The sequence below is a fragment of the Methylobacterium endophyticum genome, from assembly GCF_050591105.1.
In the GTDB taxonomy this organism is placed as follows: domain Bacteria; phylum Pseudomonadota; class Alphaproteobacteria; order Rhizobiales; family Beijerinckiaceae; genus Methylobacterium.
Genome location: NZ_JBNHES010000020.1, coordinates 1 through 12468 on the forward strand (window position 1 = coordinate 1; position 12468 = coordinate 12468).

A 12468-nucleotide genomic window follows, 5' to 3' on the forward strand; every position below is an offset into this window, starting at 1 on the left:
TCGAGGGGGCGCGTGCGCAGGGCCTCGACCACGGCCGGCGTGATGTCCACGAGCTCGTAGCGCGCGAAAACGCCCTCGGCGGTGGCCACATCCGCCCCATCCGCAACCGCTCCCGCCGTCGGGCCCGACGCAGGAAGAATCGAGCAGCCCGACACGAGGCAGGCCATCAGCGCCACAGGCGCCGCCATACGCACCATCACACGTCCTCCGGGCGGCTGTCGACGGCCGCCGTTTCGGGTACAGGCCGCGCGCCCCGTGGAGGCCCGCGTCCGGCGATAAGCTTAAGGGTCGATCACTGCGATCGGTTTAACGGCCGCTAAAAGAGACGGCACGGCGTCGGCGCGACTTGTCGCGGCGCAATGCGTCACGACCGTGGCACCGCCACGCTTGGGCCCGGCCGGCCCTCCGCTCCGGGGTCGAGCGTGGCGCGAAGGGCACGCCCCAGCGCGTCGGCCGCGAGGTCGACGCGGCGCGGGGCGGCGGCCGGGCGGCCGAAGCGGAAGATCGCGTACTCCGTCGCGGTCCCGCCGAAACCGGGGCGGCAGTTCGGCAGGGCGGGCGCGTGGTCGCCGTAGACGCAGAGCACCGCATCGGACCCCGACAGGCCCGCCACGAGATCCTCGACCATCCGCCCCGTATGGACGACATGGTGGAGATACTGCGCCAGCGGGTCGTCGATGCCGGGGAGCCGCCCCGGCTTCCACGGCCCATGATTCTCCATCGTCACCGAGAACAGGAAGAGCGGCCCCGTCCGCCCCTCCGCCTCGGCGAGGATGCGCCGCCCGAGCGCCACGTCGCCGACATAGGGCCCGATCCGCTCGGCGCCGGCGAAATCCTCCTCCATCACGAGGCGATGGAATCCGATCTCCGTGACCACCCGCGCCCGGTCGAAGAAGTCGCGATGGAAGGGATGGACGAAGGCCGTGTCGTAGCCGGCCGCGAGGGCCCGGCGCGCGAGGCTCTCCGGCTCCCGGCCGCCGGCGCTGAGATAGGGATCGAAGACGCCGAAGCCGAGGCTTTCCGCGTCGCGCCCCGTCAGCACGGCGTGCTCGGTGCGCATGGTGTAGGCCCCGTGCGCGGGCACGCGCAGGCGCCCGTATTGCGCGGCGCGGCTGCGGATCAGCTCCATCGCCGCCAGGGGCGGACCGCCGAGCCGCTCGGGATCGACGAAGGATTCGAGCTGGACCACGACGACAAGGCCCGCCCCCGCGAGCCCGAGATCGTCGGCGGCCGCCTGCGGCAAGCCGGTTGCCGAAAGCGCAGCATCAGACCTCGTCCGCCGCCAGCGCAGCGCATAGGCGAGGATCGTCGCCGGCAGCCCGAACCGGGCGATGTCGGCTTCGAGATCGGGCGCCGGAAACCGGCGGGCCAACCCATCGGACAGGGGCGGCCGCCCGGCGGCGAAGGCGAGACCGGCGAGCGCCAGCGGCAGGCCGAGGATCGCCAGAGCCGAGCCGGACACGGAGCGCGGCAGCGCGGTCGGCTCGATCCAGTACCAGAGCGCCACCACGGCGAGGAAACCGGCGAGCGGCCCGGCGATGGTCGGGTGGCTCAGCGGCTTGGTGTAGTAGAGATCGGGATGGCGGGGCACCTGCGGCAGCAGGGCGAAATCGCTGAAGACCAGGGGCTCGCCGATCACCCCGCGCTTGAGGCGGCTGACCACGCAGAGCGCGGCGACGGTGAGGACGAGGGACACCGCCGCCAGCCACGGCCGCCAGGAAAACGCGAACCAGAACAGCATGACGAGGGCATAGGCGCCGAGCCGCAGCGCGAGATCGCCGGGCGCGAGCCGGGCCGGGCGCTCCCGCCCTCCCTCGGCGGCCTCGATGCCGAGGGAGAGGGCGAGCGCGAGGCCCATGGCCATGAGAAAGGTCATCGCGGGCGGCCGTCAGCGTTTGTCGGAGGGGCCGCGGGCCACCCCGCGCCGCGCCCGCAGACGCCGCAGGATCGGGTTCACCACCGCGTAGCGCGCGCGCATGAACAGTTGCCTCGCCCGCCCGATGGAGAGCGCGGAGGCGGGGGCGAGGTCGCGCGCCTCGCTCAGCCGGTCGAGCAGGTGCTCGGGCGTGCAGGGCTTCATCGCCACCGGGTCGAGATAGCGCGGATAGAGGATGAGCGCGGCCGCCGCGAGCTCGTCGAGGGCCAGCCTGCGGCCCCGGTCGGCCCCCGGCGCGAGATCCTCCGTGAGCCCCCAGCCCGCGTAGAAGGGCCGGCCGTGGACCGCGACGGTGAGCCCCCGGATCAGCGCCTCGAACCCGGCAAGCGAGGTCATGGTCTCGACATGGTGCACCCGGTCGAGCAGGTCGACGATGCTGATGCCGGAGACGATCCGGTCGGCGAGCCGCAGGGCCTCCGCCTCCGGGATGGCGCCCACCCGAAAGCCCGCCTCGACGTCGGGATGCGGTTTGAACAGCAGGAAGGCGTCCGGGTTGCGGGCGCGCGCCGCTTCGAGCAGCGCCCGGTTCGAGCGCACATGCGGCGAGCCGTGGAGGACGGAGGCGTCGTCCTCCACCTGCCCCGGCACGAGCACGATGCGGCGCCCCGCCGGCCAGTCCGCGCCCGAGCCCGCGAGCCCGACATTGTACTTGCTGAGGCGCCGCGCCACGATCGATTCGCGCAGCGCCTTGCCACGCGCGACGAGTTCGGCCGGGAACTGCGCCTCGGCGAGGAGACGCGCCAGCCGGCTCTCGCGGCGCGGATCGTAGTAGATGCCGAGATCGTCCACCACGATGGAGGCGCCGGGCTGGAGGCTGGCACCGAGCCCGACGGAGCGGATGAACCCGTCCTCCACCCGCGCCAGCGGCAGGCCGGCCTCCGCGCAGAGCCGTTCGAGCTGCTGCGGCGCGCGCGTCGCCCAGGCCAGCACCTGCCCGCCGTGGCGGCGGCCCTGTTCGACGGCGTCCTCGGCCTTCATGGTGTGGATCGGCCGCCCCCACGGGCCGGCGCCGAAGACGTCCATCGCCGGCCGCTTCCAGCGCGACATGCCGACATAGACCACCCGCCGGTCGTTCCCGGCGAAGCGGTCGCGCAGCCACGCGACCCGCTCGACGCAGTCCCGGAAGTCGATGGGCCGACGCGTCCAGGGATCGAAATAATGGACCCCGGCGCCGTAGGTCCGGGCCAGGAGCGCCGCGTCGGAGGGCTGCTCCTCGGGCAGGATCGGCGCGGCATCCTCATCGGCGACGACATGGGCGAGGCGATGCGCCCGCAGGAGGGAGATCAGGTCGGCGCCCAGCGCATGGCCGCCGATGGGCCGGCCGCCGATGGCGAGCCTCAGGCTGGCGAGCCCGGTCTCGGGGGTATCGTAGGGCGAGAGCAGCGGGCCCGGCTCCACCAGCACCACCGGCCGGCCGGAGAGCGGCAGAAGCCGCGCGCCCGTGCCCCTGCGCCAGACGGCGGCGCCCGCGCCCCGGCTCAGCGGCGCGACGAAGGACAGGCCCGTCGCTCCCGCGATCTCGGCGCGCAGGTTCAGGATGGTCCGGCTGGTCGCGAACAGCGACGGGGGGAGGTTCGGTCGCATGGTCCGTCCGGCGGCAGGCCGCTGCATTAACCCAACTTCGTAACGCTCTATGACCACCGCCAGTGGCAGAGGTGGACCGACACAGGGTTGCCGCGATTGGTCCCTAGCCTGGCATGGTCGAGTCTCTCGCCGCGATGGTGGCGCAAAGGTCACGCGGTGGGAAAAACGCCCGCCGCCCTCAAAGCGCCAGATTGCCGCATTGTCCTCTTCCATGCGACCCGTTGGACCGGACCGTAGGGCCGGGCTTCAAAACCCGGTTAAGGAAAAGCGCCTCAGGAATGCTTGAGACACGCCCCGCCTTCACCCAGGACCGGCCCGCCGCCTTCCTGTTCCTCCAGGGACTGGCATCCCCTTTCTTTTCCGATCTCGGCCGTGCCCTCAAGGCGCGCGGACATTCCGTGCGGCGGATCAATTTCTGCCCCGGCGACTGGCTTTTTTGGCGCCTGCCCTCGGACAACTACCGCGGCACCCGCGACGGCTGGCAGAGCTATCTCGACGCCTATGTCGAGCGCCACGGCATCACCGACATCATCCTGTTCGGGGACTGCCGCCCCTTCCACATGGCCGGCCGGCAGGTGGCCGAGGAGCGGGGCCTGCGCGTCCACGTCTTCGAGGAAGGCTATATCCGGCCGAACTGGATCACCTGCGAACTCGGCGGCGTGAACGGCCACTCCTCGCTGCCGAAGACGGCGGAAGCGGTGCGGGACCTCGCCCGCCGCCTGCCCCAGCCCGGCCGCGCCATGCCCTCCACCGGCGACATGGCCCGGCGCAGCGTCTGGGACGTGGCCTACAACGTCGCCAATATCGGCTTTCCCTATCTCTACCCGCATTTCCGCAGCCACCGGCCGACGCATATCGCGGCCGAATACGCGGGCTGGATCAAGAAGTTCAGCCGGCGCGGGCGCACGAAGCGCGAGGCGCAGCGCTGCAACGAGATCTACAACGCCGTCGGCGCCGACTACTTCCTGCTGCCGCTCCAGCTCGACAGCGACTACCAGATCCGCGTCCACTCGCCCTTCCTCGGGGTCGAGGGCTTCATGGACCGGGTGATCAAGTCCTTCGCCGAGACCTCGAGCGCGCCGACGCGCCTTCTGGTGAAGCTGCACCCCCTCGACAGCGGCCTCATCAACTGGCGCAAGTTCGCCCGTGCCTCGGCCCGCCGCCACGGCGTCAGCGAGCGGCTCGACTTCATCGACGGCGGGGACCTGCCGAGCCTGATCGCGGGCGCGCGCGGCGTCGTCATCGTCAACAGCACGGTCGGCATGCTCTCGCTGGAGCTCGGCTGCCCGACGCTCGCCACCGGCACGGCGATCTACAATATGCCGGGCCTCACCCATCAGGGCGGCCTCGATACGTTCTGGACCGATCCGACCGCGCCCGACATGGGGCTGATGGCGGATTTCCGCCGGGTGGTGCTGCATCGGACCCAGGTGAACGGCGGCTTCTTCGCGCGCGAGGCGATCGAGCGGGCCGTCGCAGGTACGGTGCCGCGCATCGAGGCGAGCCTGCCCGACGCGCTGCTCGCCGCCGCCCGCGCCCTGCGCGAGGACGGCGAGGGCAACGGGCGCCTCGCCCCGGTCTATTGATCGCGGCCCCGCCGCCGGGCTAGCAGCGGGCGGATGTCCATCCTCTTTCCGCGATACCGATGCCCGTCGTCCTGATCACGGGCGCGTCGAGCGGCATCGGCGCCTCCCTCGCCCGCCTCTACGCGCGTGCCGGCGGCACCCTCGTCCTCGTCGCCCGCGAGCCCGCGCGGCTGGAGGCGGTGGCGGCCGAATGCCGGGCGCTCGGCGCCACGGTCGAGACCGCGCGGCTCGACGTGCGCGACCGCGCCGCCACGCGGGCCCTGCTCGCCGAGACCGATGCCCGGCATCCCCTCGACCTCGTCATCGTCAACGCGGCCGTCAACGGCGGCCATCCGACCGGCGATGTCGAGACCGAGGAGACGGGGTTCGAGACCATCGACATCAACCTCGTCGGCGCCATGAACGTCGCGCTGCCTTGCCTCACCCTGATGCTCGCGCGCGGACGGGGCCAGATCGCGCTGATGTCCTCGCTCGCGGCCTATGCGCCGCTGCCCGACGCGCCGGCCTATAGCGGGGCCAAGGCGGCGCTGCTCCTCCACGGGCTGGCGCTGCGCGAGAAGGTCCGCGCGCGCGGCGTGAAGGTCAACGTGGTGACGCCGGGCTACGTCAAGACGCCCATGGGCGGCGACTATAAGGGCTGGCGCCCGCTGGAGATGAGCGCCGACCAAGCCGCCGAGCGGATTGCTCGCGGATTGGCGCGCGACGAGGGCGTGGTCGCCTTCCCGTGGATCATGTTCCACCTGGCGCGTGGGGCCTCGCTGCTGCCGGAATGGCTTCGACGGCTCAGCATGCACGGCTTCCGCTTCCAGATCCGCAAGCGGCGCTGAGATGGCACGGCCCCGCATCGCACTCCTGGTGCTCGAAGCGCTGCCCAACGCGCGGGCGGTCCGGCGCTTCGTCGCCGATCATGCCGCCGAGATCGCCTTCGTCGGCCTTTCGAACGCCGAGCGGCCTTCCAGCGGCGGGCTCGTCGGGCAGGTCAGGAAGCACATCGCCCGCTCCGGCGCGGGCTTCCTGCCCTATCTCGCGGTGAATTTCGGCCTGCCGGACCTGCTGCGACCGATGGCGCCGCTGACCCAGCGGCTCGCCGGCAGCGGCGACGCGCCCGAGGCGACGCCGCTCGCGCCCCTCTGCGCCCGGCTCGGCATCCCGAGCCTCGCGATGGACGACGTGAACGGGCCGGAGGTGCGCGCCGCGCTCGGGCAGCACGGCGCCGACCTGATCGTCACCTTCCACTGCGACCAGATTCTTTCAGGCGAGACGCTGGCCGCCGTGCGGCTCGGCGGGATCAACGTGCATCCCGGCCTGCTGCCGCGCCATCGCGGCCCGGTGCCGACCATCCATGCCCTCGCCGAGGGGCCGGACGCCTTCGGCGTCACGGTCCACAGGCTGGCCGTCGCCATCGATGCGGGCGCGATCCTGGCACAGGAGGCGACGCCTCTACCGGCCGACGTCACGGCATCCCGCGCCTCGGTGCTGCTGCACGAGCGCGGGCGGGTGCTGCTGGAGGGGGTGCTCGGTGCCGTCGCCCGCGACGGCGTGGTGCCGGAGGGGCGCCTCGTCCCCACCCTGCCCTATTGCCCGTTCCCGGATCGCGCCCTGCTGAAGGACCTCCGCCGCCGCGGCCTCAAGCTGACCGACATGGGCGATCTCAGGGACGCGGTGTCGCTGAGCGCACGCGGGTAACGCGCGATCATCCTTCTCCCCCTTGCGGGAGAAGGTGGCCCGCGAAGCGGGTCGGATGAGGGGAAGCGACGGTGCCGGAGAGGGCGTTCCCCTCTCCCGACCCTCGCTGACGCGAGGGCCACCCTCTCCCCGCCCGGCGGGGAGAGGGAAATCCGGTCAACGCGAGAACTTCTTGTACTTGATCTTCTTCGGGATGATCGAGTCGAGTCCGAGGCGGCGCTTCTTGTCGGCCTCGTAATCCGAGAAGTTGCCCTCGAACCACTCCACATGGCTGTCGCCCTCGAAGGCGAGGATGTGGGTCGCGATGCGGTTCAGGAACCAGCGATCGTGGCTGATGATGACGGCGCAGCCGGCGTAATCCTCCAGCGCGTCTTCCAGCGCGCGCAGCGTCTCCATGTCGAGGTCGTTGGTCGGCTCGTCGAGGAGGAGGACGTTGGCGCCGCCCTTGAGGGTGCGGGCGAGATGCACGCGGTTGCGCTCACCGCCCGAGAGCGTGCCGACCTTCTTCTGCTGGTCGCCGCCCTTGAAGGCGAAGGCCGCGCAATAGGCGCGCGAATTGATCTCGCGCTTGTTGAAATAGATGATGTCGTTGCCGCCCGAGACCTCCTGCCAGACGGTGGCGTTCGGGTCGAGCGCGTCGCGCGACTGGTCGACATAGCCGAGCTTCACCGTCTCGCCCACCGCGATGGAGCCGCCGTCGGGCTTCTCGGAGCCGGTGATCATCTTGAAAAGCGTGGTCTTGCCGGCGCCGTTCGGGCCGATCACGCCGACGATGCCGCCCGGCGGCAGCTTGAACGACAGATCCTCGATCAGCAGGCGGTCGCCGAAGGCCTTGTTGAGATGGTCGAACTCGATGACGTTGTTGCCGAGCCGCTCGTCGATGGGGATGACGATCTGGGCCGCAGCATCGACCTTGTTGTTCTGCTTGGCGACCAGTTCCTCGTAGCGGGTGATGCGGGCCTTCGACTTCGACTGCCGGGCCTTGGGCGAGGCCGAGATCCACTCCTGCTCGCGGGCGATGGAGCGCTGGCGGGCCATGTCCTCGCGGCCCTCCTGCTCGAGGCGCTTCTGCTTCTGCACCAGCCAGGCCGAGTAGTTGCCCTCGTAGGGGATGCCCTTGCCGCGATCGAGCTCGAGGATCCAGCCGGTGACGTTGTCGAGAAAGTAGCGGTCGTGGGTCACGATCAGGATCGCGCCCGGATAGGTCTTGAGGTGGCCCTCCAGCCAGTTCACCGTCTCGGCGTCGAGATGGTTGGTGGGCTCGTCGAGCAGCAGCAGCTCCGGCTCCCAGAGCAGCAGACGGCAGAGCGCGATGCGGCGGCGCTCGCCGCCCGAGAGCGTGGCCACCGGCTGCTCGTCGCTCGGGCAGCCGAGCGCCTCCATGGCCTGGTCGACCTTGGAATCGAGTTCCCAGAGGTTCTTGGCCTCGATCTCGTCCTGGAGCCGCGTCATCTCGTCGGCGGTCTCCTCCGAGTAGTTCATGGCGAGCTCGTTGTAGCGCTCGAGCAGCGCCTGCTTCTCGGCCACGCCCTCCATGACGTTCTCGCGCACGGACTTGTTCGGATCGAGCTGCGGCTCCTGCGGCAAGTAGCCGACGCGCGCTCCTTGAGCGACGAATCCGTCGCCGGTATAGTCCTTGTCGATGCCGGCCATGATCTTCAGCAGCGTCGACTTACCCGAGCCGTTGATGCCCAGGACGCCGATCTTGGCGTCCGGGTAGAACGACAGGTTGACGTTCTCGAGAACCTTCTTGCCGCCGACATAGGTCTTGTTCAGACCCCGCATGTGGTAGATGAATTCGCGCGCCATCGTCGGTGTCCTTGGGTGCGGCGCGGCCCTCGAAGGCCGGCTGCCGGTTCGCGTCGGGAGGATCGGCCGCATCGCGGGCTCGTCGCCCGCCTCCGCGCGTCGCTGCCCGAGCAAGACCCGAACCGCGCGCGACCGTAACCCGCTTGTGATGATCGCGCCCGAGTATCAGGGTGGCCCGCGCCCGGCAAGGATCGCGCGAGGGGCGCCCCTCAGGCGAAGGGGTTTTTCACGCGCACCGGCGGCTCGTCCGCTTGCGCCGTCTCGGCGGGAAACGCCGCGCCTTCCAGCGCCTCCACGATGGCGTCGAGGGCCGCCTTGAGGCCGCGGGCGCGCTCCAGCCCGGTCCTGTCGCGGGGGATGTCGAGGGAGCCGTGGATCGCGATGCCCTCGGTCCCGTTCTCGATGGTGAGGCCGCCGATGGTCCGCGCCGCCGCGTCGTCGGCGAAGGGCGAGAAGCGGGGAGGCTCGGCCGGTCTGCTCATCGCGCCAGCCTAGAAGATCGAGCGGAGGATGTCGCGCAGCGCCTTTCGCAGGGCGCGGCCGAGCTCGGCGAGCAGCCAGTCCAGCCAGGATTCGGCGGGACGGCGCTCCGGGCCGCCGCGCGAGAAGGCATGCGGCTCCGGCAGCGCCATAGCCCTGGCCTTCACGGCCGGGGGCGCCGAGGGAAACACCTCGATCCCGGAGCGCTCGCGCAGTTCGTCGAGGGAGAGCGCGCGCCACTCGGCATCGTCCCGGTTCGCCGCCACATAGGCGCCGGCCTCCCCGCGCGCCGGATCGTAGACCGCCTTGTAGATCTCGCCCGGCACCAGGACGCGGCCTTTCAGCGCCTCCACCGAGCCGCCGGAAAAGATCGGCCCCGTCACCACGAAGATCTCGCCGCGCCGCAGGGCCATGCGCCGAACGCTCTCCTCGATGGACGACCACAGGAAGCGGTTCAGGGTGCGGTCCTGCGGGACGATGTTGGCGAGGCTGAAGGACTGCGCCTGCGCCCGGTCGGTGGGCATGTCGCCGGCGGGCGCCATGTGGCCCCGGTCGTAGCCGCTGCGGACGTAGTCGGAGAGCTCGGCCCGCGCCTCGGGCGCGAGCCGCTCCTCCTCGTGGAACGAATCGACGCGGTCGACCCGGCGCGCCGCCTCGACCCCCGCCCGCGTCAGGCGCTCGGCCGCGTAGAGCGGCGCGCGCGCGGTGCCCGAATGCAGCACGGCGAAGGCATCGAAGCAGAGCGGGACCGTGCGTGCGGCGAGCTTCGGGTTGCGCAGGACCGGCGCCGCGCCTCCGGCAAAGAAAGCCGGACAGGTCTCTCCCGCCCACCCCGGCCCCCCGACGAGCAGGAAGGCGAGCACGGCACCCGCCCGAAGGCTCAGGAGCACACGCGCACCTTCCGGGTGCCCGACGGCGTCGGACGCCAGCGCCAGCCGCAGGGGCGGCCGAGGGTGCCCTGGAACGGCGCGACCTGACGGTCGGGAGGGCCGGGAATCGTTCGCGGGCGGCAGTCATGCGAGAATTCGCACGGAATCGTGATGGTGCCGGGATCGAAGAGCGGCGCGGCCTGCGTCTCGCCACAGATCAACGCCGATGCCAGAACCAGAAAACACCGTCGAACGACGCGATTCCAGACCGGTAACATGTTGCAGTCCCGGCACGTCGGGGAAAAAACCAGGCGCATAATATTGATCCGCGGGCCTGAGCCTCGTACCTGAGGCTCAATGGTCGTGGCGACCCTTGCAGGAGACGCCTGCCGGATTGCGACGACACCATGGCGCAGACGGCCCGCCTCCGCGCAAGCGGCCGGCCCGCCTGCCGCCGGGAACGCCAGCCAACGGGTCCGTGTAGTGTCGCAGAATCCTCCTTCCCTTCTAGACGGTTTGTCTGACCCGTCGTCGCTTCGGTTGTTGCCGGAGTCTGAGTTGCAGGCTGTTGCGGACGCGGTTCGGTCGGAGATGATCGACGCGGTGTCGGTGACGGGAGGGCATCTGGGCTCGGGGCTCGGGGTGGTGGAGCTGACGGTGGCGCTGCACCACGTCTTCGACACCCCCGACGACCGCATCGTCTGGGACGTCGGCCACCAGGCCTATCCGCACAAGATCCTCACCGGGCGGCGCGACCGCATCCGCACGCTCCGCCAGGGGGGCGGGCTGTCGGGCTTCACCAAGCGGAGCGAGAGCGTCTACGACCCGTTCGGCGCGGCCCATTCCTCGACCTCGATCTCGGCCGGGCTCGGCATGGCGGTGGCGCGCGATCTCGACGCGGCCGCCGCCAAGGCCAAGGGCGCCGAGGCCCCCAAGCGCAAGAACGTGGTGGCCGTGATCGGCGACGGCTCGATGTCGGCGGGCATGGCCTACGAGGCGTTGAACAACGCCGGCGCCATGCATTCGCGCCTCATCGTGGTGCTCAACGACAACGACATGTCTATCGCCCCGCCGGTGGGGGCGATGTCGGCCTATCTGGCGCGGCTCGCCTCGGGGGGCGCCTATCGGGGCTTGCGCGAGACGGCCAAGCAGCTCGGCAAGCTCCTGCCCAAGGCGATCTACGAGCGCGCCGCGCGCGCCGAGGAATACGCCCGCAACCTGATCACGGGGGGCGGCGGCACCATGTTCGAGGAGATGGGCTTCTACTATGTCGGCCCCGTCGACGGGCACAATCTCGACCACCTGCTGCCCGTGCTCAAGAACGTGCGCGATTCCGACCAGGGCCCGATCCTGCTCCACGTCGTCACGCGCAAGGGCAAGGGCTACGGCCCGGCCGAGGCCAGCGCCGACCGCTATCACGGCGTCGTCAAGTTCGACGTGCTCTCGGGGGTGCAGGCCAAGGCCAAGCCCAATGCGCCGGCCTATACGCGGGTGTTCGGCGAGAGCCTGATCAAGGCGGCGGATGCCGACGACAAGGTGGTGGCGATCACCGCCGCCATGCCCGGCGGCACCGGCATCGACCTGTTCGGCAAGGCGCATCCCGACAAGACCTTCGACGTCGGCATCGCCGAGCAGCACGCGGTGACGTTTGCCGGCGGGCTGGCGACGGAGGGCTACAAGCCGTTCGTGGCGATCTACTCGACCTTCCTGCAACGGGCCTACGACCAGGTGGTGCACGACGTGGCCTTGCAGAACCTGCCCGTGCGCTTCTGCATGGACCGGGCGGGGCTCGTCGGCGCGGACGGGGCGACGCATGCGGGCGCCTTCGACCTCGCCTATCTGTGCTGCCTGCCGAACATGACGGTGATGGCGGCCTCCGACGAGGCCGAGCTGGTGCACATGGTGGCGACGCTGCACGCGCATGACGGCGGCCCGAGCGCGCTGCGCTATCCGCGCGGCGAGGGCGTCGGGGTCGACCTGCCGGAGAAGGGCGAGGTGCTCGAGATCGGCAAGGGCCGGATCGTGCGCCGCGCAGGGGAGACCAAGGGCGGCGCGCGGGTGGCGCTGCTGTCCCTTGGCACGCGCCTCGCCGAGGCGCTCAAGGCCGCCGACAGGCTGGAGGAGGCGGGCGTCGCCGTCACCGTGGCGGACGCGCGCTTCGCCAAGCCGCTCGACGAGGCGCTGATCCTCGATCTCGCCGCCACGCACGACGTGCTGGTGACGCTGGAGGAGGGCTCGGTGGGCGGCTTCGGGGCGATGGTGCTGCATCTGCTCGCCGAGAAGGGCGCCCTCGATGCCGGCCGCGTCCGGGTCCGCACCATGACGCTCCCCGACCGCTACCAGGACCACGACACCCCCGACAAAATGTACGCCGACGCGAAGCTCGACGCCGACGGAATCGTCGAAATCGTCAGCAATACGATCCCCGAGAAAAAGGACGGCCGGGCCGGGCGCCTGCGCCTCGCCTGATCCGGGCCCGCTCCGCCCGAAACCTTGTCCGCCGCCCGTTTCGATGACA

At 70.9% G+C, this 12468-nt stretch carries 10 protein-coding genes and 1 pseudogene; 4 read left to right on the forward strand and 7 right to left on the reverse strand.

Annotated features, from left to right (window positions below):
* The 3 genes and pseudogenes from ACP56T_RS18770 to ACP56T_RS18780 form a co-directional block, all read right to left on the reverse strand.
* Positions 1 to 197 (reverse strand): annotated as a pseudogene (locus ACP56T_RS18770) (polysaccharide biosynthesis/export family protein); the annotation flags it as partial.
* Positions 198 to 364: 167 nt separating this feature from the next.
* Positions 365 to 1876: an LTA synthase family protein gene (locus ACP56T_RS18775; RefSeq protein ID WP_430913692.1), complete on the reverse strand. Its 1512-nt coding sequence runs from the start codon at positions 1874 to 1876 to the stop codon at positions 365 to 367.
* A 12-nt stretch (positions 1877 to 1888) separates the two neighbouring features.
* Entirely contained in the window at positions 1889 to 3520 is a 1632-nt protein-coding gene (locus ACP56T_RS18780) for a capsular polysaccharide export protein, LipB/KpsS family (RefSeq protein WP_430913693.1), read from the reverse strand.
* Positions 3521 to 3798: 278 nt separating this feature from the next.
* On the opposite strand from ACP56T_RS18780, the gene ACP56T_RS18785 reads away from it, so the two are divergent.
* The 3 genes from ACP56T_RS18785 to ACP56T_RS18795 are packed head-to-tail and all read left to right on the forward strand — an operon-like array spanning position 3799 to position 6792.
* Positions 3799 to 5106 carry a capsule biosynthesis protein gene (locus ACP56T_RS18785; RefSeq protein WP_430913694.1) on the forward strand — a complete coding sequence of 436 codons (1308 nt, stop codon included), beginning with the start codon at positions 3799 to 3801 and terminating at the stop codon, positions 5104 to 5106.
* A 59-nt stretch (positions 5107 to 5165) separates the two neighbouring features.
* The gene (locus tag ACP56T_RS18790; RefSeq protein ID WP_430913695.1) at positions 5166 to 5933 is read left to right on the forward strand and encodes an SDR family NAD(P)-dependent oxidoreductase; all 768 of its coding nucleotides are present in this window, start codon (positions 5166 to 5168) and stop codon (positions 5931 to 5933) included.
* Position 5934: 1 nt separating this feature from the next.
* Entirely contained in the window at positions 5935 to 6792 is an 858-nt protein-coding gene (locus ACP56T_RS18795; RefSeq protein WP_430913696.1) for a formyltransferase family protein, read from the forward strand.
* Positions 6793 to 6948: 156 nt separating this feature from the next.
* On the opposite strand, the gene ettA is transcribed toward ACP56T_RS18795, so the two are convergent.
* The 4 genes from ettA to ACP56T_RS18815 form a co-directional block, all read right to left on the reverse strand.
* Positions 6949 to 8601: an energy-dependent translational throttle protein EttA gene (gene ettA / locus ACP56T_RS18800; protein ID WP_430913697.1), complete on the reverse strand. Its 1653-nt coding sequence runs from the start codon at positions 8599 to 8601 to the stop codon at positions 6949 to 6951.
* A gap of 209 nt (positions 8602 to 8810) precedes the next feature.
* Positions 8811 to 9083, reverse strand: coding sequence for a hypothetical protein (locus tag ACP56T_RS18805; RefSeq protein ID WP_430913698.1), 273 nt, complete (start codon positions 9081 to 9083; stop codon positions 8811 to 8813).
* Between the two features lie 9 nt (positions 9084 to 9092).
* Complete coding sequence (locus tag ACP56T_RS18810; protein WP_430913749.1) at positions 9093 to 9965, reverse strand: DNA/RNA non-specific endonuclease; 873 nt, start codon at positions 9963 to 9965, stop codon at positions 9093 to 9095.
* Entirely contained in the window at positions 9962 to 10228 is a 267-nt protein-coding gene (locus ACP56T_RS18815) for a hypothetical protein (protein ID WP_430913699.1), read from the reverse strand. The genes ACP56T_RS18810 and ACP56T_RS18815 overlap by 4 nt, the downstream gene beginning before the upstream one ends.
* A 205-nt stretch (positions 10229 to 10433) precedes the next feature.
* On the opposite strand from ACP56T_RS18815, the gene dxs reads away from it, so the two are divergent.
* Positions 10434 to 12419, forward strand: coding sequence for a 1-deoxy-D-xylulose-5-phosphate synthase (dxs, locus tag ACP56T_RS18820; RefSeq protein ID WP_430913700.1), 1986 nt, complete (start codon positions 10434 to 10436; stop codon positions 12417 to 12419).
* Positions 12420 to 12468 lie beyond the last annotated feature (49 nt).